Raw genomic sequence first — 22137 nt, 5'->3', positions numbered from 1 at the left:
TGACCGGGGACGCCCCTCGCGTCCTACCGCGTCATCGATCTGACAGACGAACGCGGCCTGTACTGCAGCACTATGCTCGGCGACTTGGGCGCCGACGTCGTGCGGGTCGAGCCTCCCGCAGGATCTCCGGCTAGACGGAGCGACAGCGGGGCGTTGTGGGAGGCCTGGGCCCGCAACTCGAGAAGCGTCGTCTTGGACGTCCAAACCCGCCGAGGTCGCGATGGCGTCCGTGACCTAGCGGCAGACGCGGACTTCTTCATCGAGAGTGGGGAACCGGGCGAACTCGCCGAGCTCGGACTCAGCTACGACTCCTTGGCGAGAGTCAATCCTGCACTGATCTATGTGTCGATCACCCCGTTCGGGCAGAGCGGCCCACGGGCTCATGAACCGGCGACCGATCTGACCGTTCAGGCAGCGTCGGGAATGATGATTGGGGTCGGCTCCCCTGACCGGGCCCCTCTGCGATTGTTCGGGTCGCAATCGTGGGCCCACGCCGGAGCGGAGGGTGCTGTGGGCGCGCTCTTGGCGCACCACGAGAGGGTTCGGTCCGGGAGGGGGCAGCACGTTGACGTCTCGGCGCAGGCGGCAACGGCGCTCGCCGCTGGGTTCCAGCCACTTGCCGGCGTCCTCGATGCCGAGCCGACGCGCCGGAGTGGCGGCGGCATTGTCGCAGGAGACATCGACGTGCCGACGACCTTCCGCGCGGGCAACGGATTCGTCTGCGTTCCTTTCTTCTTCGGACCGAGCCAGGGTCCGTTCGCTCGTCGGCTCATGGAGTGGATTCACGACTGCGGGGAGTGCGATGCAGCGACCCGCGACAAGGATTGGATCGGCTATCTCGACCTGCTGTCGTCGGGGGAGGAGCCAAGGTCCGAGTTGGATCGAGTCCTGGGCATCGTGCGTGACTTCGTCGCTTCACGCGACGTCGACGACCTGTTCACCACAGCCCGCAATCGAGGGGTCCAGCTCGTCCCCGCCTATAGCGTCGACGGCATCCTGGCTGATGAACAGCTTCAGCGCCGTGGCTACTGGTGGGTGGCGTGCGACCTTCCCGGCGAGCCGAGTGTGCCCGGGGCGTTTGCCAGGATGAGCGTCACTCCTCTGGAGTACCGCGGACACGCGCCGCCGCTCCCGAGCAGCGAGGCGGAGAGAACAGCGGCTCTCGCGGAGGTCCAGGGTGAGCTGCGCCCGGCTTCCGAGTGGGCGTCCGATAGTTCGGCGAGACCCGTTCTCGACGGCCTCAAGGTCCTCGACTTCACATGGCTCGCAGCGGGACCGCTATCGACCCGTGTACTGGCGGATTTTGGAGCCACGGTCGTGAAGGTCGAGAACAATCGGCGGCTCGACGCAATGCGCATCCTGCCACCGAACATCCACGGCCGAACCGACCCAGACTCCGGCGGCGGGTTCCACAGCGCATGTGCCGGCAAGCTGAGCCTCAACCTCGACATGAAGCACGATGGAGCACGCGATGTGGCGATCGACCTCGTGCGCTGGGCCGACGTTGTCGTCGAGTCCTTCTCGCCGCGAGCAATGCCCGCTTGGGGGCTGGATTTCGACACACTCCAGGATGTCAAGCCGGACCTGATCATGGTGAGTTCGTCGCTGTTCGGTCAAGACGGCCCGTACGCGATGATGGGCGGTGTCGGCTTCATGGGCGCAGCCCTCGGAGGATTCACCCGTCTCACCGGATGGCCTGACCGCGATCCAACCGGGCCCTGGGGACCCTACACGGACTACGTCGCGCCGAGAGCGACGATCGCGGCGCTTCTCGCAGCGCTGGATCATCGACGCCGGACGGGACAGGGCCAGTGGGTGGACGTCTCGCAGATCGAGGCCAGTCTGGGGTTTCTCGGTCCTCAGCTCGTCGACTTTGCCTTGAACGGGACGATGCCCGAGGCTCTTGGAAATCGCCACCCTTCGATGGCACCTCACGGCGTCTACGCCGCAGAAGGCGAGGATTCGTGGGTCGCGATCGCCTGCCGTGACGACCACGACTGGACACGTCTTTGCCGGGCGATCGACCGGGACGCCCTCGCCGCGGATTCACACCTCGCGTCATTCGTCGGCCGCAAGGACCAAGAAGACCGAGTTGACCAAATCGTCGCAAAGTGGGCCGCAAGCGTCACCAGTGCCGAAGCGGAGCGATGTCTCACAGCAGCAGGCGTGCCGGCAGCGGCTGTCATCGATCACCGCACCCTCTCGACCGAGCACCAGTTCAGCCACCGGAAGCACATCGCTCGAGTCGATCACCCCCTGCACGAGCACACCTACATCGAGTCGACGCACATCGGGTTGTCGCGCACACCAGGTCAGGCAGGGGTCGCCGGGCCGCTCCTGGGGGAGCACACCGGGCTTGTCCTCCGGGAACTCCTCGGTTACGACGAGCGCCGCGTTCGAGATCTCGTCCGGGACGGCGTTGTGGCAACCAGTACCTTGGTGCCGGATGGCGAGGAATGCAGTAGTTAGGAGAATAGTGATGTCGGACTTCGTAAATGATCTGTTTGGGCTGAAAGGGCGAACCGCGGTAGTGACCGGGGGATCGTCGGGAATCGGAAAGTTCATTGCCGAAGGATTCGTGAGAGCGGGTGCACGGGTCTATATCGTCGCTCGGAGCGGAGATGCCCTCGAGGAAATATCGAACGACCTGTCCGAAGTGGGCACGTGCATTCCGATCGTGGCTGACCTGTCAACGATGGCGGGGGTTCGCGACCTGGCCGATCAAGTCGTGGATGCCGACCCCGACGTTCACATTCTTGTGAACAACGCGGGCGTTACCTTCGGCGCCCCGTTGGAGGACTTTCCAGAAGAGGAACTCGATCGGGCGTGGAATCTGAACGTGAAGGCCGTGTTTCACCTGACTCGATTCCTCCTCCCAGCACTGCGGGCTGCCGCCTCAGACGAGCGACCGTCATCGGTCATCAACGTGTCGTCCGTCAACGGATCAGTGGTACCCGAGATCCCCGGCCACAAGGGAATCGGACCTGTGCGCGAGTCCTGGGGATACGGGGCCAGCAAGGCAGGCGTCAATATGCTCACACGCCACCTCGGCGCCGCGCTGGCAGTGGACAATGTCACCGTGAATGCAATCGCCCCCGGCCCGTTCGAGTCGCGGATGACCGCACCCTATTTCGACAACCCCGAGATGCGGTCGTCGACCGAAGCCATGGTTCCCATCGGTAGAATCGGGACGCCGATCGACGTCCAAGGGGCATCGATCTTCCTTGCTTCCCGGGCAGGCGCGTACCTGACCGGAGCCATCATCCCGGTCGACGGTGGCTGGTCGACCCACGGCTGACGATCGTTTCAAATCGCGGGTGGTTGGCAGGCGAGCGGGCCCGGCATCGTCGTACTGGCATGGCCCGTGAGATCCTTGAGCGAGGCTTGGTAGACATTCAGGCAGCGACTGTTGTAACGTTCAGCGGCGCGGGAACGCGGGACGGGACTGATTTCGATGTATGACATGTGTGCCGGGATACGAGTGATCGAGCTCGGCTTGGAATGGGACGAGATCATTCAGCTCAAGATTGCCGAGGTGGTCCTATGACCGAATCAGATGCCAGCCCGCAGCAGACCGGCCTAATCCCTCCACTGCTCGCGGGGCGCCATGCCCTCGTCACCGGCGGCAGCAAGGGGATCGGCCGATCGACCGTTGAGACGTTTGCAGCAGCCGGTGCCACCGTGTCGTACTGCGCGCGCTCTCCAGAGTCGTTGGAGATGGTGCAGGAGGCAACTCGGGATCTGCCCGGCGAAACTCTGGCGTACACCGCGGACTTCAGCGATGTGGCCGAGGCCGACAGGTTCTATGACGAGGCAAGTGCTCGAAGTGGCTCTCCGGACATTCTCGTTCACAACGTCGGATTGAGCGTCGCTCGGAACTTCGTGCGCATGACGAACGAGGACTGGGAAGCGCTGTTTCGCTTGAACCTCGGTTCCAGTCTCCAGCTCACCCGAAGGGCATTCCCTGACATGAAGCGGCGTGGATGGGGCCGCATCGTGATGGTCTCGTCGGCGACAGCCAAGTTCCCGATCGGGCATCTGGTTGACTACAGCGCCAGCAAGGCAGCGATGGTTTCGGTGGCCAAGGGGTTGGCGCGAGATTGGGCCAAGTACGGAATCCTCGTCAATTCAGTACTCCCTGGACTTATCATGACCCCGGCGTGGGACGAAGCGGCCGAGCGGTTGGCGGGCTCGGGCATTCGTGGTGAGACCGTTCCCGAGGTGCTGGAGAGCTTTTCCGGCGAGGTGCCGATCCCGAGATTCGGCCACCCTGATGAGATCGCCAAGGTGATCCTCTTTCTTTGTTCCGAATGGGCGAGCTACGTCAATGGAGTGGCGCTCGATGTGGATGGCGGATGGAGCGGTCATCTGTTCTGATTCGCCACAGGTCTCAATGACTCGAGCACGATGGAGCACAGCCAAGTGAGGTCATCGGGCGCGCCTGAGCGTCGTTGGGCCCAGTAGCGACATCAGTCCTCGGAAGAAAGAACAGAAGATGACCAAAGCAGCTGTGATGGCGGCACCGGGCGAACCGCTCGAGGTGCGGGACATCGACGTGAACGCGCCACGCGGCAACGAAGTGCAGGTACGACTCGCCGCTTCTGGTGTCTGTCACAGCGATCTAACGATCCACGAAGGCCTAGTGCCGCTACCCTTGCCGCTCGTACTTGGCCATGAAGGCGCAGGCGTTGTGACCGAAGTAGGCGAAGGGGTCGAGCGGTTGGCCGTCGGGGACCACGTGGTCCTGTCGGCGACCGCCCGCTACTGAACTCGTAATGCCCGCCAGGACACTGCACGGATCGCTCTACGGTAGCGGGGACATTCTCGTCGACTTCCCCCGGCTCGCCGACCTCTACATGGATCGCACTCTCCGGCTCGATGAACTCATATCTCGGCGGATCGCGCTCGACGAAGTGAATGCTGCCTTCGCTGAACTCCGCGAAGGGACGGCTGCTCGGTCGGTCATCGTATTCGACGGTCCGACGGACTGAGGTCGGAACCACTTCGCTCGCACACCTCACTAGACCGGCGGTGGGTTCCGAATCGCTGGGGCCGCGATCTTTCTCGCGTCGCGCGCAGGTTCGTACATTTCGGGCGCGATCATCCCGATCGATGGTGGATTAACGACATACGGTTGACCGGCTCGGCGGCGCCGTTCCTTGGTGCGAGCCTTCCTGGCATCCGTTCCCGCCGCCCTTCAGCCGCCGCCCAATGCTAAAGGGGTTAGGTCGGTGTGAGGCCGAAGGCAGTCGAGCCACCAGCTCTGCTGCGACAAGTAGGACCCCTTGACACCCACTGTCCTTTTGTGCGAGCCTCTGTGCATTCCTATTCGATGGCACTGAGCCACGATCCAGGGGGGCATTCATGAAGGTGACGTATTCGATTTGGGCGCGTGTCGCTGCCTGTTTTCTCGTGTTTGTGCTGATCGCGGCGAGTTGTGGCGATGACGATGACGACGCAGCAACGACGGGCGACACGCCGACGACTGCTGAAGAGACCCCGATCGAGGACGATTCGCCTGCCCCCGATGCCAGCAGCGACGACGACAGTGAGTCCTCCGACTCCGAGTCGGACGCCGAGGCGGAGCCGACGTCAGATGAACCGGATGTTGAAGCCCCAGACGAGACGTGTGACCTATCGGGTGAGCCGATCGTTCTCGGTATGGGTGCCCCGGTCGTCTCCGACGTGGTTCAGGTTCCCGCAATCCCAGCGGCTGCGAAGGCGGCCGCAGAGAGCATCAATAACCGCCTATGCGGGATCGATGGGCGGCCGATCGTTGTCGAGCACTGCGATGACAGGGGTGATCCGAACGAGGCGTTGATTTGCGCACGCGAGCTCGTTGACGAAAAGGCCGTGATCGCGATGGTCGGCATTGCGTCGCCCCAATCGGGCGCGTACTACCCAGTCTACGAGGCCGGCGGGGTCGCCAACGTCGGGCCCGTCCCGGCGTCGTTGGAGGACCTTACGCACCCCCAATCGTTCCCGCTGCTACCCGGCGCGCTCTTCGAAAACGCTGGCTCGGCAGCGCTTGTTCCTCCTGGATCGAAGGTCGTGACAGTTTGGGGTGACAGCGCCGTCCTGCGCCTCGCCGCGGACTTGTTCGTCCAGAGCGCCGAGGCCGCTGGAGTAACCGATCATGAAGAGATCTTCATCCCGGTCGGCACCGTGGACTATGCCTCGACTGCCCAACAAGTTGCTGATTTTGATCCCGACTACATTGGGCACGGTTCGGAATTCGGTCTCATCGACGCTCTCAACACGATCGGGCTGGGAGACGTGCCGCTTCTCGCTGGTGTCGGGTCCTTCGAGCCCCACTTTGTTGATGCGTACAATCGCAACGACAATCCGATTCTTGTCGGGTCCGGATTCGAGCTGGATCCTTCGCTACCGGGCCGCGCGCAGTATCTGGAGGACATGGCTACGTACGCCCCCGATGTCTCCTCTCTGGGGAGTGGTGCCTTCAATGCGTGGCTGAGCGTGGTCACCCTGGTGCGGATCTTCGAGGACAACCCTGAGACCATTGATCGCCAGGCGCTGCTGACTTACCTACAACAGGCGAACGCGGTGGAAACCGGAGTGACGCCCCCGATCGACTTCACCTCGCCCGGTCCCGTTGAGCAGTTCCCTCGGATCGTCAACACTTGCGTGTACCCGGGTGAGTTCGACAAAGAGACGCAGTCATTTGTCGGACGCAGCGGTGGGCCGTACAGTGGGTTCCAGGACTGCGGTAACTGACTGATCGAGCGCCGGCCCCAGCAGACACGCCCACCCCGTAGTAACGGCGGCCCCGTTCCGTGAGCCTGCCGGTGGTCCGGCCCGAATTTCGAGCGAATTCGACCCTCCTCGCGAACGACGCGCTGGCCGCGAGAACGGTGAAACTCTGAGGACCAGGGGCGAGAGACTTGCATCACGTCTGGCAATTCGGGCTGATTGGGCTCCTGTCCGGCAGTGCCTACGCGCTCCTTGCGTTTGGGGTCGTTGCGGTGTACCGGGGTTCGGGCGTGCTGAACCTCGCCCAAGGAGCGCTGGGCATGGCTGGCACATACGCGTTCTGGGAGTTGTACGACGCCGGTGAGCGCCTGAGCTTGTGGTTGGCGATTCCGCTCGGGATTGTCTTCGGCAGCGCACTCGGCGTGGTCGCATTCATCCTGGCGATCTATCCGCTCCGACGTTCGACAGAGCTCGCCAGGCTGATCGCCACGCTGGGTGTGCTCCTCGTCGTGCAGGGGTTTGCCGTGGTTCACTACGGCGCGGAGACGAGGTTTGTGACGCCGTTTCTACTACCGGGCAGCTACGAGATCCTTGGCGCTGTTGTACCGAGGCTCGCAATCGTGCTCCTTGTGATCACAACGGTCCTCGCGATCGGGTTGTCCGCACTGTTCCGCTGGACTCGCCTTGGCCTGACGGCAACCGCTCTCCGCGAGAACCCGCTCGCGGTGGCGATGATAGGTGTCTCACCCTACCCATCTGGGATGATCTCTTGGGGGCTAGGAGGAGCGCTCGGTGCCGGAGCCGGAATTGTGCTGCTGTCCATCACCGGTCTCTCACCGTCTCGGCTCACGACTCTGATGATCACGGGTCTCGCCGCTGCGCTCCTGGCCCGGTTCCACTCATTCGCGGTGGCCGGGGCAACTGGTGTAGTCATCGGTGTTCTTCAGTCGATCCTCGAGACGCGGTACGACGCATCGCTCGTACGGTCGATTCCCTTCCTTGTGATCGTGATCGCACTGGTGATTGGAGGGCAGTCGCTTCCCGGGCGAGCCTCGGTCGAAATCCCACGACTACCGGGCCTGGGTACGGGCCGTATCCGCCCGATTGTCGTATTCTTGGCGACCGCAGCCGCCGTGTTCGGGGCGTTTACCCTCTCCTCAACTTGGTCCGAGGCAATCATCACCAGCTCGCTGTTTGCGATCATCGGACTGTCCATCGTCGTGGTCACCGGCAACGCAGGCCAGGTCAGCCTTGCACCGATGGCGATCGCAGGGTTCGCCTCGCTCATCACGGCCCGGGCTGCATCGTCGTGGGGAGCACCGTTCCTTGTCTCCATCGTCGCAGGCGTCGCCGCGGCGGTCTTGCTTGGCGTCCTACTGGGCATTCCCTCCGTGCGAGTTCGGGGGCTCAATCTCGCGGTCGCGACCATCGGCTTGTCGCTAGCCGTCGAGACCACATTGCTTGGCTCAAAGAGCCTCACCGGTGGGGTCGACGGGATCTCAGTTCCACAAGCGTCGTTCTTCGGCATCGATCTGGAACCGGGCCGCCACCCCGACCGCTTTGCGGCCTTCTGTGTCATTCTGCTCTCGATCGCCTCGATTGGTGTCGCCAACGTCCGCCGGTCTCGGTCCGGGCGGAGGTACGCCGCCGTTCGCGCAAACGAGAGGGGCGCGGCGGCACTCGGCATCTCGGTCGCCGGCGCAAAACTCGGCGCCTTTGCCCTCTCATCGGGTCTGGCCGGCCTCGCAGGCGCGTTGTTTACCTATCGCACCCGATTCGCCGTATTCTCGCAGTTCACCGTGTTCAACTCGGTCTTCGGCATTGGCCTCGCCATCATCAGTGGGGCTGGCATGGTGATCGGCGGAGTCGTGGTCGGATTCGCCTGGGCCGGCGGCGTCTTCAGCCACTTCCTCGGCCGCTACACGGAGTCGATCGAGTCGTGGTTGGCGGTGATCTCTGGCGCTGTGCTCATCCAGGTCCTGATCATGCACCCGGAAGGCCTCGTTCCGGCGTTATCACGCGGGCTGCGCCGAGTGAAAGGCCGATTAACCGCGCCCGCCAGCGATAGCGCCGCGATCGGCGCGTCGACGGACGCGGTCGACGAGAGTCGTCCGTCCATGCGGGCTTCGACACAGATGGACGGCGACGTGGTGTTGGAAACGCGCAACCTATCGGTCCACTACGGTCACATCGTCGCCGTGGACGACATCTCCTTCGACCTGCACGCTGGACGCGTGCTAGGACTAATTGGGCCCAACGGAGCCGGCAAGACAAGCGTCGTCGACGCCCTCTCAGGATTCGCCAATGTTGCTGGTGGCACCGTCACATTCGACGGGGCTGATGTCGTCGGTCGCCGCCCCGTCGGGCTCGCTCGTGTCGGACTGACGCGGACTTTCCAGAACCTCGAACTGTTCGAGGATCTGTCAGTCCGGGAGAATCTCGCGGCAGCCGTCGAACCTCGTGACCGTTGGGCGTACTTGACCAACCTCGTCCTACCTGGTCGGGTTCGCCTTCCGCTCTGGTTGGTCGACGCAGTGGCCGATCTAGGGCTGACCGACTATCTGGATATCAAAGTGTCCGAGCTGCCCCAAGGCACCCGGCGCATGGTCGCGATCGCGCGAGCAATCGCAACAGATCCCCTCGTCGTATGCCTCGACGAACCCGCTGCGGGGCTGAACGAGGCCGAGCGGCGGGTACTCATGCGAGCCGTCCGCGGGCTCGCCGACGCCGGAATAGCCGTCTTGCTAATCGAGCACAACGTCGACGTGGTCGCCACCGTGAGCGATGTGATCATCGTGCTCGACTTCGGTCATGTAATCGCCCACGGATCAAGCGACGATGTACTGAAAGATCCGGCAGTCCGGTCAGCGTACCTTGGAAGCTCCGCGGCAGTTGCACGCGTCAGTGAGGAGGCTCTGGAGTCGTGAATCGTCTTGAGGTCCGACAGCTGTCGGCGGGCTACGGAGGGCGGCCAGCGATAGAAGATATCGACATTGACGTCGACGAAGGCGAGATTGTTGCCCTCCTCGGGCGGAATGGAGCTGGAAAGACCACAACGCTGATGTCAATCGCAGGCGCCCTGCCACGCACTGAAGGCGAAGTGCGAGTCGGGGGCGTCCCGCTCACCGGCCCATCACATCGCCGTACTCGAGACGCGATCGGCCTCGTGCTCGAGGGTCGCAGCGCCTTTTCGAGCTTGACGACTGCTCAGAACCTCGAACTCGCCCGCGCCGACCAGCACGACGTTCTGGACATGTTCCCCGAACTCGAGCCCCGGCTCCACGTCAGAGCCGGTCAACTAAGCGGGGGCGAGCAACAGATGCTCTGCCTCGGACGAGCCATCGCAAGGTCACCGAAAGTGCTCCTTGTGGACGAAGTCACCTTTGGGCTGGCGCCGATCATATGCGAGCGGCTCTTTGAGGTTCTAGCGTCCGTCGTGGAACGCACGGGCATGGCGGTGCTTCTCGTCGAGCAGCACCTCCACTCTGCCGCTCAAATCTGCTCCCGGTCATACGTTATGAGCGATGGCAGGATACGCATGCAGATGTCTTCCGCCGAGCTAAGAACCCGCGAAGCCGAAATCGAGGCAGTGTATCTCGGCGGGCCAGACACAGAGCGGTCAGGTGCTGCAAGCCGTGCGTCAACGAGGCTCGGATGCACGGAGCAACCGTGAACTCCGGGGCCGATGGGTCGTGGTCGAAGGCACGAACTCGTTCGATCGCGCCACCGCTGAGCTTGAGCCGTGCCAAGGTGCAAGCACCGCAACGGGTCTCGTCAGGGTGATCGTGGTGATCAAGACCCTGCGTATGGCACCCCTAAGCCCGCGCGCTTCGGGAGGAACGGATGTCCTTTAACCTCGCGAGCGCCTGGGAGGCGATCAGCGATGAATTCGGAGACGCAGACGCACTGATCTGCGGCGAGGATGTGCGTTCGTGGCACGACTACGAACGCCGGGCGTCGTCGGTGGCCGGCGGTCTGCTGGCTGCCGGTCTCGGGCCTCGAGAGAACGTGGGGCTTTGCCTCTACAACGGCACCGAGTATCTCGAAGCCCAGTTCGGGGCCATGAAGCAGCGTTGTTCGCCGTTCAACGTCAACTATCGGTATGGGGCCGGCGAACTGCGGAGTCTCTTGGACGATGCCGACGCGCGGGCGGTCTTCTACTCGGCGGCCTTGGTGGACCGCTTTGAGGACATCCGGGCCGATCTCCCCGACGTAGCGCTGTGGGTGCAGGTCGGGGCTGAGGCTGACGTTCCCGAGTGGGCCGTCGGCTACGAGGCGTTCGTGCGCGGCAACAAGCCCGCCCCCCGCATCGATCGCTCTGGCGACGATCTCTGGCTGTTGTTCACCGGTGGCACCACCGGGCGACCGAAGGGCGTCATGTGGCCCCACGTCTCGTTGACGGGGACGATGGCGTCCGCCTATGAGTCGATGAAGCTCACACCGCCCGAGTCGGTGGACGATGCAGTCGCTCGGGTGCGAGAGATCCGTGCACGCGGGTTCGTCCCCCGGCAGCTCGCAGCGGCACCGCTGATGCACGGAACTTCAGGCACGCCTGCGTTGGCCACCCTGCTCCAAGGCGGTGTAGTGATCTGCCTTGAAGGGGCCTCGTTTGATGCGGACGCGCTGTGGCAGGTGGTCCAGGCCCGTCGCGTCACACTCCTCACCATCGTCGGCGATGCGTTCTGCCGTCCGATGGTGGATGCCCTTGATGCTGCAGTGGAGCGCGGCGCCCGCTATGACCTTTCGTCGATCTTCGTCGTGATGTCATCGGGCGTCATCTGGAGTGCTCCTGTGAAGGACGCACTGCTGCGCCACAACCCGGCGGCGCGTCTGGTGGACACGATCGCGTCGTCGGAGGGTTCCAGCTTCGCTCGCAAGATCGATGCCGAGCCCGGAACGACGGCCACGGCCCGCTTTGAGCTCGGTCCCGATGCGAGGGTGATTACAGAGGATGGTAGGGATGTGGTCGCGGGCTCGGGCGAGCCTGGGCGGTTGGCCGTCACCGGGCCGCTCCCGCTGGGCTACTACGGCGACGCGGTCAAGTCGGCCGAGACCTTCCCGGTTATCGATGGCGTGCGGTATTCGATCCCCGGCGACTGGGCGACGGTCGAGGAGGACGGGTCCATCGTGCTTCTTGGCCGCGGGTCGGCATGCATCAACACCGGCGGCGAGAAGGTGTACCCGGAAGAGGTCGAAGAGGCGCTCAAACTCGTCGACGGTGTGATCGATGCCAACGTTGTCGGAGTCCCGGATCCGCGATGGGGTCAGGCCATCGCTGCAGTGGTGGAACTCCGTGGTGACGTCGAGGTCAGTGATGATGCGCTGGTGGCCGGTGTGCGGGCCCAGTTAGCCGCCTACAAGTCGCCCAAACACATCGTGCGGGTGTCCCGGGTGCAACGCGGCCCGAACGGCAAGGCCGACTACAGGTGGGCCCAGGCAGCCGCAGACGAGGCGCTGGGCGTCGCCCGCTGACGCTGGCACCACTCTCGCTGTCGCCCTTCGGAGTCGCAGACAGCCGGTGGAATTGTTCAACGAGATCGGAGTGAAAGCTTCCGTCGAGCAGGTCTGGGAGCAGCCGGCAACGGCAACTGGAGCCAGTCATCCATCCACCCGAATCTCGACTCTTCGCCGAGTGGAGCAAAGGCGACGGGCCGACGTAGGATGACTTGACCGCTCGTCTCCGCACTCGAGACCTTCTTCCGATAGCAAGGGAGCGGCCGATGCCAATCCTCGACTCGTCGCATGACCACATGCATGCTGTCGAGGGAGACAGTGCATGGAGTGAGTCGTACTACTTCAACGCGTATGACCCAGACTCTGACACCGGGTTCTTCACTCGCATCGGCATCCGCCCCAACGACGGAACAATGGACGTCGTCATGAACGTGTGGTTGCCCGACACCGGACTTGCAACTGTGCGTGCTATTCGCGATCAGTCCGAGATGTGCGAGTCACCGCTCGAGGTCGGCGGTGTAACGTATCATTGCACAGAGTCCGGCCAAAGCTGGGTGATCACCGCGGACAGTGACGGACGACGTTACGACCGAACGGGAGCGTACCGCCCCACGCGGCTTCAGATGGACGCCCAGTTCTGCGCCCTTACGCCGATGATCGGTGTCGACGGCCAAGGCAAGTCGGGATCAGGGGCGAGCGCTCGCACCGGAAGCTCGGTGGGCAAGGGCCACCTGGAGCAAGCGGGCCGGTGGCAAGGCTGGATCCAAGTCGACGACATGCGATTCGATTTCGGCGAGAACGTGCGGGGCAACCGCGACAAGTCGTGGGGGCCGCGCCGATGGGGTGGCCCGAAGATGTGGCGCTGGTTCTCTGTCAACATCAGCGACGAGGTCCATTTCGGAGGGATCCGCATCGGGACAGACGAGGGTGACCTCCATCGCGGCTGGGTCTGGCGCGATGGCGCCCACGCAAGCGTTCGCCGCTGGGACGTCCACACGCGAACTGCCTCGGACGGTGTCACGCAGAAGGCCTGTGAGGTGACCGCGCACGACAGCCTAGGTCGCTCACACGACCTCCGCGCCGAGGTCATGCGCGTCGTTCCCGGGGGTTCGCGGCCCGGCGAGACGATCGTTAATGAGGGCTTGGCAAAGTGGACGTACGAGGGTGTCACGGGCTACGGCATCGCCGAGTACCTCCACCAGTTCGACGATGACGGGCACCCGCTCGTGCCGATCGAGTAGGAGCACACGGAGGCTCCACCGTGATCGACCGGCCGGATGCGACTCAGCTCCTCGAGGGGATGCGTCGCGCCCTCCAGCGCGACGTGCTCGACGAGACGAGCGGAGCAGCCCGGCATACGGTCCGGGTCGTTGCGAACCTCTGCGGGATCCTCGCCAGGGAACTCGAAGACGTCGCGGCGGACGCGGGTGCGACCCGGCGAGAACTCGCGGCACTGCTAGATGCCGACGAGCCCCTTGCGGTGCTCGTCGGGGAGCTCGATCGTCGACTCTCGAGCGATCAAGACCTCGAGCCCTCCGCCATGGAGCTCGTGACCGCTGTCATTCGACGAGACGTCGAGCGCCGTCTCGGCATCGCCCGACCGGGCTATTCGACGTGACAGCGCAATCCGCCACGCTCGCGCGACTGGCCGACCTCGTCCGCGCCGGTACGGCAATCGAGGTGACCGGTGTTGCGTCCGCCGGTGCCGCCCGTCGGACGCTGTTCGTGAATCTCGTTGTGGACGGCGCCACGATCCCAGCGGTCGCGCAGATCGTGCTCGACCGATCATCCCATCTCGGTTCATCGGCGGAAGCTGCGCTGCTCCAGACAGCTGCTCGGGCCGGCGTGCCGGTGCCAGAGGTACTGGCCTACGACGACGACTCGGGTTCGCTCCTCACGCGGCTCGTCGAGGGCGCGTCTATCCCTCGCCGTGTGCTCCGGCTGGCCGAGGCTGATCCGCGCTTGGGGCAGAAACTCACCGACGACTGCGCAAGTGCTCTGGCCGCCGTGCACTCGATCGAAGCTCGAGCGCTTCCCGACCTTCCGAAATGCCAGAACCCCCACGAGTTCGTCGACCAGCTGGAAGAGTCGCTGGATTCGATTCGGCCACCGATCCCGACGTTTCGCCTTGGGCTGAGCTGGCTCCGACGCCACGCACCCGAACCGGTTCGAAACGAAACACTCGTGCACGGCGACTTCCGAAACGGCAACTTGCTGGTGACCGAAGAGGGACTTGCCGCCGTTCTCGACTGGGAGCTCGCTCACACAGGTGACCCGATGGAAGACATTGCGTGGTTGTGCCTCCGATTCTGGCGGTTCGGTAACGACGCACTGGAGATCGGTGGGTTTGGCGAGATCGAATCATTCCACGACGCGTACGACCGTGCGGGCGGGCACTGGGACGACGAACGTCTCCGTTGGTGGAGCGTCGCCCGGACGGTCTGGTGGGGGCTCGGCTTGGCTTCTCAGGCGCAGGCTTTCCTGGGCGGACTGACGGACTCGATCGTCTTCGCAGCAAGCGGACGGCGTGTGGTCGAACTCGAGTTCGACATGCTCAACCTCATCGCAAATGATCACGGACCACCAGTGTGAGCGCAGCCGTGCGGACTCGGATCATCACCTCACCAGCACCGATGTCGGGCCGCTCGGCCTCACACGGAGCGGTCAGGTGCTGCAAGCCGTGCGTCAATGAGGCTCGGATGCACGGAGCAACCGTGAACTCCGGGGCCGATGGGTCGTGGTCGAAGGCACAAACTTTTTCGATCGCGCTGCCTGTGCTGTAGAGTCGGGTGGCCTTGCGAGACGGATCCCACAACACACGGAAGCCACCGGCTACACCATCGACCGGCGACCGCAAAAGCGATATCGAGGCTCGCGTTCTCGATGCGACGATGCACTCCGTGCGGAGGTTCGGTCACTCCCGAATGAGCGTGAGCGACGTGGCGCGGCTCGCAGGAGTTTCCCGCAATACCATCTACAAGTACTTCGGCAATCGATCGAATCTCATCAACGCGGCCGTAGAGGTGCGTATCGAGAAGTTCCTCGCGGCGGCGAACGCTGAGCTTGAGCGCGAGGGAAGTTTACCCGCGAAGCTCGCAGCGCTGATGACCTGGATACACCGACGTATACGAGCAATCGAGGCCGAGGACCCCTTTCGACAGCGCGACACGGTTGACGATGCAGTCCTCGGCGACCCGATCCCGGTGACCCCCGCGAGATCGCCCGAAAGGAGTCTTCAAAGGTTCGCAGAAATCCTGGAGCCAGTCTTGCAGGATGCCATCGACAGTGGCGAGATTCGACAGATCGAGGTGGCAGCAGCTGCTGACTACATCGCCCGGCTCATGATGAGTGCCGGCATTCCGTCCCAAGCTACGCCTCTTCACGATCAGGCCGCAATGACGCGATTCTTCGAGGAGCAACTCGTGCGTGGGTGGGCCCCGTCACGTACGTGATCCTCTGGCGGACCGACATGGCTGAACCACGACGCGCGCCCGAACCGACAAGCGCCCGTGCGACCGAGCCGGTTCTTCTGAACACGCACATGACCGACCTGAGGGAGTCGCAGAACGCCCGGCGTTTGTCTTCATCCCAGCCAGCTCACGAACAGTGAGGCCGACGCGGTTGCTGCCGGTCTTGGTTGTCCCCTGACGGTGAGAACCTGTCGGGTTCCAGTGGTGTGGCTCGCGCCGCGACTCGATCGCACCGAAGCTTGACCAAAGTAGTCGACTATCCGCCTCGCCGTCTGTAGTGTTGTCAAGGTCACGGAATTGGCGATTCGAGGTGGGTTCACGCCGGGGATCGTGACCAACGGCTGTGCCGCTCGCCTGGGCTAACGAATCCGGGGAGCACTCTCGTGCCATCAGAATCGATCAGCGCGCCGTGGATGGAACGGTCATCTGTTCTGATTCGCCACAGGGCGCAGTTGCTTGAGCACGATGGGGCACAGCCAGGTGAGGCCGTCGGGTGCATCAGTGGCTCACGCAAGCTCCTCTTCGGGTACGAAGCGGAAGCTGTCGCCCTCTCTGACCACCCGGCCCTGCGACGGTGGCGCTGGGAGGTGGGCATCGGACTCCAGCGGACCTTCGTCGGCCGTCACCGCCCATGGCTCGGCGTCGTGTGCAATCCCGCACCGACGGAGAACCCGGTTCTGCGCCTCGTCGTACGCGGTGCGCTGATGGTGGACGAATCGGTTGTCCCAGAGCACGAAGTCCCCGTTGCTCCACTCGTGGGTGTACACGTGTTCATCGTCGTACAGCGCCGCGAAGACTTGGTCGAGCAACTCCTTTGAACGCTCCGGCGAGACGTCACAGATGTAGTCGGTGAGGAGTTGATTGGGGACAAGGTAAGGCGTCGACGTCGCCCAGTGCTTTTCGATGCACGGGCGTACCGTCTTGTCGTCGGGGTTGCGTCGTGCTGAGAGCGCGCATTCGAGGGACTCCAGTTCGGTCACGACCTCGCTGGGCAGACGTTGCAGCGCGGCGGCTGCGTTCGCGAGCATGGTTGTTCCACCGACGAGTGGCTCGCCGTTCGTGGTCACGTTGTCTCCGAACAACATGATGTACTTGAGGGGATAGGGTGTCCACGCGTTGTCGGAGTGCCATGGTGCGATGCCTTTGCCCACGCCTTCGAGATTGTTGAAGCGATAGACCAGCGACTGACGGTCCTCGGGGTTCAGCTGCGTGAACTTGCCAAGGTGAGATGCAAAGCGCACCTGATCCTCGTCGGAGAAGTCCTGGTTATTGAAGACCAGTAGTCCGTGCACATGGAGCAGTTGCTGAAGTTCGGCGATGGTCTCAGAGGAGACCGTTCCAATGTCGACCTCCGTGACACCGAGACCAAATGGTGTCAGTTGTCTGAGCTTCATGTTGTCCTCACTTGATTCGTGCTACTCGTTACGGTTCCAGATGTGATCGGCTGCCCGCTTGTAAGCGATCAGCCAAGCGCCGTCGACGCGTCGATACCGATCGTAGTAACGGCACGCACAGAGGATCCGCAGCTCGCCGTCATCGGATGGAACCAGCATCAGCAAGTCGCTCATCACGTCGGCCTCGTCACCCGCAACGGAGATCTCAGAGTTCGTGATGAGATGTCGGCCCTTCGGGGAGTTGAGACCCCGAACGAAAGCTTCCAAGGCTTCACGGCCCTTGAAGACACCGCCTGTGAGGTCTGCCTCGCAGTCCTCGGTGAACAATTGGGCCCAGGCACCCCAGTCCTGCGCGTCGTTCAGATGGCAGTAACGGGCGAGGGCGTTGCGGATAGCCACGTCGTCTGCTGCTGGATCCGGCATAGATGCGTTCCTCCGAACGTGTTCGATGGAAGAATAGTCAACCGTAGTTCAGTTGTCTACCCTTAGCGCCGGCTTGCGAGGGTCACGGTCCAGTTCGGCCCAGCCATCTCGGCCCAGCCATCTCGGCACGGTGATGTTAGGTACTAGCTGACCCCCACGGCAGTGAAGCTGTCATGGTCCTCGGCTCCCGCGGCGTATCGCTTAACGACGGCGACCGTGTTCTCGAGCGGCTGCATTTCGATCGGTGTGGGGAACCAGAGCACGCCGTGCAGCTGGTGTTGCCGGTAGCTCGTCCACGCGTCTTCGAAACTGAGCGTGCCACCGGCCGCGTGGAAGGCCGTTAGGTAGTGGCGGATCAGGTCACGCTCGTGGGTGCGCCGATCGTCGATCGAGAGGGCGCCGACCATGAAGTAGGTCACGTCCCACATGCCGGGCGTGCGTCCAACGCACTGCCAGTCGAGGAAGTGAGGCTGTCCTGCGCTGTCGAAGTACGTGTTGCCAGGGTGGGCATCCCCGTGGCTCAGTGAAGGCACGCTGGCGTCGTCGATCTCCCACAGTCGTATGGTGGACTGGTGCAATCTGGGCATGTTCTCGAGCCAGCTTGGTACCTGGTCCCCGATCTCATCGAAGCGCAACGCCCAACGCTCCGGATCGAAGAGGTGGTCGACGGCGCTGCGTACTGCGGGCGCACCTGGCTGCAGCCAGTCGAGGTCTTCGAGGCGGTTGCCGTTCCATGTCTGTCCATGCCAGGACGCCTGTTTCTCGAGCGCTGTGCTGACTTGATCGGGAGACCATGCTTCTGTCGGTGGTTTGAACGTGCAACCGTGCGCAATCAAGTCGTCGAGAATTACAAGGCCTTGACCGCCAGCGTCCACGTCGGCAAACCAACAGCGGGGGAGTGCGACGTCAAGGCGGGGTGCGATATCGCCGAAAAACATTGCCTCGTCGCGATAACCCTGGCCCATGCCGAGCGCGCGGATTCGCTCATCGAGGCATGCCTTGATGCACAGCGCCTCTGGTGGGCCGTCGTCTGTGGAGGGGTCTGCGTATCGAACGAGGACCCGCACTTTGGTTGCTGTGCCCCAGATGACATCGACGATCGCGACGTCTTCGATGCGGACCGCCGGGAAGTTGCGTTGGAGCGCGTTCTCCAACCATTCTCGGGTGACCTCTTCGACTGTGAGTGGTATGGGGTGCGCCGCATCGTGAGTTGGCATGTAGGCTCCTCATTCGAGAGATCGGCATGATAACGCAATGAACAGATTCGCCGCGATTGTTCGTCCCCTTATCGAGCAGTGCTCTGCTCGAGGCTGGTAACGCAGTATGACCGTGCCGTCCGACCGGTTGATGAGTGGCGTCCACGGAGGGACTCTCTTGGCACCGGCAACCCGTGCAGACCGGGGAAACACGACAGAAGATCGGCCCTTCTTGGCTTGGTTTGATACGACCAAGCCGTTGTCCGTGCCAGGCCGCTCGGGCACGGAGGCCAAGATCCTCGACGCCGCACGCCGTACGTTCCTGCGATTCGGGCCTGCGAAGGTGAGCGCCCAGGATGTGGCTCGGGAGGCTGGCGTATCGCGTGGGTCCGTCTACAAGTACTTCAAGAACCGCGACAATCTCATTGCGAGCGTCAAAGAGTTCGCCGAGGTCGTGTTCGCAGATGACCTAGACCGGGCTATGGCCATGGGTGCCAACTTCGAGGATCAGGTGCTGGAGGCGGCGTTTCTCTTCCAGGAGTATCTGCGCATCCGACCGGATTCTCCGGGACATTCTGAATTCGTGGCGCTGGAGCTGACGCTCCATTCGGGGCCCTTCGTCGAGATCATCAGTACGGTGGTTCGCCGATATCTGGAACTCGCACGAGCCAGGGGAGAGATCCGCCGAGATCTACCGATTGACTGGGGTGCCGAATGGATTGCCCGGATCCTGATCTCGTTGGTCAACAATCCCGCGCAGGCTTTCGACGACAGCGATCCAGCTCAGCTCGAGTCCTTTATTCGAGCGTTTGCCGTCCGCGGTCTCGACTGATAAGCCTGTCGCTCACGCTCTCACCAAGGCTGTGGTGCGTTCCGGATCTCGTAGCCGCTATCAGCAACGAGCGTCAGCCCCACTAGCAGTGAGTTGACTGGGATCAGGAGAAGGGCTAGAAGTTCCGCGGCTCGTCGTTTGCGCAGGTTGCTTGCATCGGCGGGAACGACGACTCGTCCACGGGCCGAGTACAGCTCGACAGATTCTGATGTTTTGCTATGGTTCGCCCGGGTCCTGGACGTTGATTCGGAGTGGTTCGTGAACCTGGGTGACTTCATCGGTCAGAATGCTCGACGGCACGGTGATCGTACAGCGATCGTCGACGGCGAGCGCTCAGTGTCGTTCCGTGAATTCGATGAGCGTTCGAATCAGCTCGGGCGATGGATGCTCGAGGCTGGTCTTGCCACCGGCGATCGCGTGGCAATATTTCTTAGCAACCGCCTTGAGTTCTTCGACGCCGCGTTCGGCCTGCCGAAGGCGGGCCTTGTCCCGATCTACCTGAGTCACCGCCTGACGAGTGCAGAACTGGGGTACCAGTTGGCGGACTCCGGTGCTTCGGCTCTCATCGTCTCGGACGACCTCGCCTCGGTCGTTGAAGGTGCCGATCTCGCCGCGGTGACGGTCGTGCTACAAACCGGGTCCGATTACGAGGAAAACCTCGCTGCGATGTCCGGAGAACGACTCTGTGTCGAAGTCCCGCCGGACGCGCCGTTTTCGATTGTGTACACCTCAGGCACGAGCGGTCGTCCCAAGGGTGCGATCCAGTCGCACGAGAACTGGTATTGGTTCACGATTGGGCACCTGATCCACATCGGGATGCGGCCCGACGATCGGGTGCTGGTTGCAGGTCCGTTGGCGTTCTCGGGGCGTGGGCATTCATACTCCGCGCTCTACAGGGGTGCGCCGCAGGTCGTGTTGCGGAAGTTCGATGCGGCCGCGACACTCGCAGCAATCCAGGAGCACAAGATCACGGCGACCACTCTCGTGCCAACGATGATCTACATGCTCCTCGAGCTTGTTGAGACCAGTGAGGCAGACCTCTCCTCGCTTCGGCGAATCGTCTACGGCGGCGCACCGATGGCTCCTGATCGACTCGAACGGTGCCTCGATCGGTTCGGTCCCATCTTCACGCAGTCCTATGGTTTGACCGAGGTTACCGGCGGCGCAACGTACCTCGAGCGTGAGGATCACGTCGCGGGGGCGCCGCAGATTGCATCTGCTGGCAGGGCTGGGATCGGCATGGAGTGTGCCATCGTCGATAACGACGGACAGCATCTCCCGCCCGACGCCGTCGGGGAGATCTGCCTGCGTGGCCCGAATGTGTTCACTGGATATCTGAACAATGAAGAATTGACGGCGGAGCGCTTCGACGATGGGTGGTTCCACACGGGCGACATCGGCCGCCTGGACGACAACGGGTACCTCTACATCCTCGACCGGAAGTCCGACATGATCATCAGCGGAGGTCACAACGTTTATCCCCGCGAGGTCGAAGATGTCCTCCTCTCTCACGGTGACGTCGCAGAAGCGGCTGTGGTACCCGTGCCGGACCCGACCTGGGGTGAAGCCGTGACGGCAGTTGTCAGGTTGCGGGCTGACAACACGACCACCAGTGACGCTCTGATCGCTCACTGCAGACAAACGTTGGCGGGGTACAAAGTCCCGAAAACCGTCGTACTGTCCCCGGTCGAGTTGCCAAGAAATACCAACGGGAAGCTCCTTCGGAGGGCGCTCCGAGACGAACTAACATCGAAAGAGTCACGCTCATGACAGGGCCAGCACCCCAGGTTAGCGGCGGTATCGGTCTCTGGTTCGGCACCAACCTGATGGAGCCGAACCAGGCGGCCGAGTTTGCTGCGAGAGTCGAGTCGCTGGGGTATTCGGCGCTCTGGCTCCCCGAGACCACTCATCGGGATCCCTTTGCCCACATCGCGTTCCTCGCAACGCAGACCGACTCGCTCGTCTTCGCAACTGGCATAGCGAGCATCTTCCATCGGCACCCCGGTGCCATGAAGCAAGCGGCCATGACGGTTGCTGAGCAGAGCAACGACCGGCTCATTGTCGGGCTCGGTGTCAGTCATGCGCCGATGGTGTCGGGTGTCAGGAAGCTTGACTACACCCGCCCACTGTCGCAAATGCGAGACTACCTCGACGGCATGGACGAGGCGCCATACTCCGGGGCAGCTACGCCCCAGCCGCCGCTCGTGCTCGCCGCCCTCGGGCCGAAGATGCTGCAGTTGGCCGCCGACCGAAGCGATGGAGCGCATCCGTATTGGACGACTCCGGAACACACCGAACTTGCCCGGAGCGTGCTCGGACCCGACAAGTTGCTTTGTGTCGAGCAGAAGGTCGTGCTGACCTCGGAGGCCGACGAGGCCCGGTCGAAGGCGCGAGAGGCAGTCGACCTGTACGCCGACTTGCCCAACTACCGAAACAACTGGATTCGGCTCGGGTTCAGCGACGACGAGATCAACCACCGCTCAACAAGATTGCTCGACGGTCTAGTCGCATGGGGCTCGGCGGAGCGCATCAACGAACGGGTTCAAGCTCACTACGACGCCGGTGCGAGTCACGTCTGCATACAACCGATCGCAGCAGGAAGATTCGGCACGTTGGACGAGCACACCCTCGAAGGTCTAGCTCCTGGTTGAGCCGAG

The 22137-nt window shown here is 63.1% G+C and carries 19 protein-coding genes and 2 pseudogenes; 18 read left to right on the top strand and 3 right to left on the bottom strand.

Translation table 11 applies throughout. The features are described from left to right. Positions 1–27 precede the first annotated feature (27 nt). From ACOGXH_RS09610 to ACOGXH_RS09540, 15 genes and pseudogenes are all read left to right on the top strand, one after another. Positions 28–1119: pseudogene (locus ACOGXH_RS09610) on the top strand (CoA transferase); the annotation flags it as partial. After that, positions 1102–2469, top strand: coding sequence for a CaiB/BaiF CoA transferase family protein (locus ACOGXH_RS09605; RefSeq protein WP_419930355.1), 1368 nt, complete (start codon positions 1102–1104; stop codon positions 2467–2469). The pseudogene ACOGXH_RS09610 and the gene ACOGXH_RS09605, both read left to right, overlap by 18 nt. Positions 2470–2479: 10 nt before the next feature. Beyond that, positions 2480–3298 (top strand): SDR family oxidoreductase, encoded by an 819-nt coding sequence (locus tag ACOGXH_RS09600; RefSeq protein WP_419928885.1) that lies wholly within the window; start codon positions 2480–2482, stop codon positions 3296–3298. Positions 3299–3543: 245 nt separating this feature from the next. Beyond that, on the top strand, positions 3544–4377 hold the full coding sequence (locus ACOGXH_RS09595) for an SDR family NAD(P)-dependent oxidoreductase (protein WP_419928884.1): 834 nt from the start codon (positions 3544–3546) through the stop codon (positions 4375–4377). Between the two features lie 118 nt (positions 4378–4495). After that, the gene (locus ACOGXH_RS09590) at positions 4496–4768 is read left to right on the top strand and encodes an alcohol dehydrogenase catalytic domain-containing protein (protein WP_419928883.1); all 273 of its coding nucleotides are present in this window, start codon (positions 4496–4498) and stop codon (positions 4766–4768) included. A 7-nt stretch (positions 4769–4775) separates the two neighbouring features. Continuing rightward, positions 4776–4991: a hypothetical protein gene (locus tag ACOGXH_RS09585; RefSeq protein WP_419928882.1), complete on the top strand. Its 216-nt coding sequence runs from the start codon at positions 4776–4778 to the stop codon at positions 4989–4991. 51 nt (positions 4992–5042) lie between these two features. After that, a pseudogene (locus ACOGXH_RS09580) lies at positions 5043–5138 on the top strand (3-oxoacyl-ACP reductase); the annotation flags it as partial. A 226-nt stretch (positions 5139–5364) separates the two neighbouring features. Continuing rightward, entirely contained in the window at positions 5365–6735 is a 1371-nt protein-coding gene (locus ACOGXH_RS09575) for an ABC transporter substrate-binding protein (protein WP_419928881.1), read from the top strand. Positions 6736–6902: 167 nt separating this feature from the next. After that, a complete protein-coding gene (locus tag ACOGXH_RS09570; RefSeq protein WP_419928880.1) occupies positions 6903–9638 on the top strand; it encodes an ABC transporter permease subunit in 2736 nt (911 codons plus the stop codon). After that, positions 9635–10384, top strand: a complete 750-nt coding sequence (locus ACOGXH_RS09565; RefSeq protein WP_419928879.1) for an ABC transporter ATP-binding protein — start codon at positions 9635–9637, stop codon at positions 10382–10384. The genes ACOGXH_RS09570 and ACOGXH_RS09565 overlap by 4 nt, the downstream gene beginning before the upstream one ends. 170 nt (positions 10385–10554) lie before the next feature. After that, a complete protein-coding gene (locus tag ACOGXH_RS09560) occupies positions 10555–12183 on the top strand; it encodes an AMP-binding protein (protein WP_419928878.1) in 1629 nt (542 codons plus the stop codon). A gap of 278 nt (positions 12184–12461) precedes the next feature. Further along, the gene (locus ACOGXH_RS09555) at positions 12462–13406 is read left to right on the top strand and encodes a DUF7064 domain-containing protein (RefSeq protein WP_419928877.1); all 945 of its coding nucleotides are present in this window, start codon (positions 12462–12464) and stop codon (positions 13404–13406) included. Positions 13407–13426: 20 nt separating this feature from the next. Next, positions 13427–13783, top strand: coding sequence for a DUF6285 domain-containing protein (locus ACOGXH_RS09550; RefSeq protein WP_419928876.1), 357 nt, complete (start codon positions 13427–13429; stop codon positions 13781–13783). Continuing rightward, positions 13780–14757: a phosphotransferase family protein gene (locus ACOGXH_RS09545; RefSeq protein WP_419928875.1), complete on the top strand. Its 978-nt coding sequence runs from the start codon at positions 13780–13782 to the stop codon at positions 14755–14757. Before ACOGXH_RS09550 ends, ACOGXH_RS09545 begins: the two co-directional genes overlap by 4 nt. Positions 14758–15056: 299 nt before the next feature. Then, a complete protein-coding gene (locus ACOGXH_RS09540) occupies positions 15057–15617 on the top strand; it encodes a TetR/AcrR family transcriptional regulator (RefSeq protein ID WP_419930354.1) in 561 nt (186 codons plus the stop codon). Positions 15618–16141: 524 nt separating this feature from the next. On the opposite strand, the gene ACOGXH_RS09535 is transcribed toward ACOGXH_RS09540, so the two are convergent. The 3 genes from ACOGXH_RS09535 to ACOGXH_RS09525 form a co-directional block, all read right to left on the bottom strand. Further along, entirely contained in the window at positions 16142–17029 is an 888-nt protein-coding gene (locus ACOGXH_RS09535) for a TauD/TfdA dioxygenase family protein (protein ID WP_419928874.1), read from the bottom strand. 21 nt (positions 17030–17050) lie between these two features. Beyond that, positions 17051–17452 (bottom strand): nuclear transport factor 2 family protein, encoded by a 402-nt coding sequence (locus tag ACOGXH_RS09530; protein ID WP_419928873.1) that lies wholly within the window; start codon positions 17450–17452, stop codon positions 17051–17053. Between the two features lie 143 nt (positions 17453–17595). Then, positions 17596–18669: a phosphotransferase gene (locus ACOGXH_RS09525; RefSeq protein ID WP_419928872.1), complete on the bottom strand. Its 1074-nt coding sequence runs from the start codon at positions 18667–18669 to the stop codon at positions 17596–17598. A gap of 244 nt (positions 18670–18913) precedes the next feature. On the opposite strand from ACOGXH_RS09525, the gene ACOGXH_RS09520 reads away from it, so the two are divergent. The 3 genes from ACOGXH_RS09520 (at position 18914) to ACOGXH_RS09510 (ending at position 22131) form a co-directional block, all read left to right on the top strand. Continuing rightward, complete coding sequence (locus ACOGXH_RS09520) at positions 18914–19480, top strand: TetR/AcrR family transcriptional regulator (RefSeq protein WP_419928871.1); 567 nt, start codon at positions 18914–18916, stop codon at positions 19478–19480. A gap of 258 nt (positions 19481–19738) precedes the next feature. Continuing rightward, on the top strand, positions 19739–21250 hold the full coding sequence (locus ACOGXH_RS09515; RefSeq protein WP_419928870.1) for a class I adenylate-forming enzyme family protein: 1512 nt from the start codon (positions 19739–19741) through the stop codon (positions 21248–21250). Further along, complete coding sequence (locus tag ACOGXH_RS09510; protein ID WP_419928869.1) at positions 21247–22131, top strand: TIGR03620 family F420-dependent LLM class oxidoreductase; 885 nt, start codon at positions 21247–21249, stop codon at positions 22129–22131. The genes ACOGXH_RS09515 and ACOGXH_RS09510 overlap by 4 nt, the downstream gene beginning before the upstream one ends. The last annotated feature ends 6 nt before the right edge of the window (positions 22132–22137 follow it).

Origin of the sequence: Candidatus Poriferisocius sp., assembly GCF_965208355.1 — a bacterium.
GTDB lineage: Bacteria > Actinomycetota > Acidimicrobiia > Acidimicrobiales > Bin134 > Poriferisocius.
Note: the sequence above shows the minus strand (reverse complement) of the source record. Positions and strands in the feature narration are given on the sequence as shown.

Coding starts and splice junctions, on each gene's coding strand:
- ACOGXH_RS09600 (WP_419928885.1), top strand. CDS start 2,480: ATGTCGGACTTCGTAAATGATCTGTTTGGGCTGAAAGGGCGAACCGCG.
- ACOGXH_RS09595 (WP_419928884.1), top strand. CDS start 3,544: ATGACCGAATCAGATGCCAGCCCGCAGCAGACCGGCCTAATCCCTCCA.
- ACOGXH_RS09590 (WP_419928883.1), top strand. CDS start 4,496: ATGACCAAAGCAGCTGTGATGGCGGCACCGGGCGAACCGCTCGAGGTG.
- ACOGXH_RS09585 (WP_419928882.1), top strand. CDS start 4,776: ATGCCCGCCAGGACACTGCACGGATCGCTCTACGGTAGCGGGGACATT.
- ACOGXH_RS09575 (WP_419928881.1), top strand. CDS start 5,365: ATGAAGGTGACGTATTCGATTTGGGCGCGTGTCGCTGCCTGTTTTCTC.
- ACOGXH_RS09560 (WP_419928878.1), top strand. CDS start 10,555: ATGTCCTTTAACCTCGCGAGCGCCTGGGAGGCGATCAGCGATGAATTC.
- ACOGXH_RS09555 (WP_419928877.1), top strand. CDS start 12,462: ATGCATGCTGTCGAGGGAGACAGTGCATGGAGTGAGTCGTACTACTTC.
- ACOGXH_RS09540 (WP_419930354.1), top strand. CDS start 15,057: ATGCACTCCGTGCGGAGGTTCGGTCACTCCCGAATGAGCGTGAGCGAC.
- ACOGXH_RS09535 (WP_419928874.1), bottom strand. CDS start 17,029: ATGAAGCTCAGACAACTGACACCATTTGGTCTCGGTGTCACGGAGGTC.
- ACOGXH_RS09530 (WP_419928873.1), bottom strand. CDS start 17,452: ATGCCGGATCCAGCAGCAGACGACGTGGCTATCCGCAACGCCCTCGCC.
- ACOGXH_RS09525 (WP_419928872.1), bottom strand. CDS start 18,669: ATGCCAACTCACGATGCGGCGCACCCCATACCACTCACAGTCGAAGAG.
- ACOGXH_RS09510 (WP_419928869.1), top strand. CDS start 21,247: ATGACAGGGCCAGCACCCCAGGTTAGCGGCGGTATCGGTCTCTGGTTC.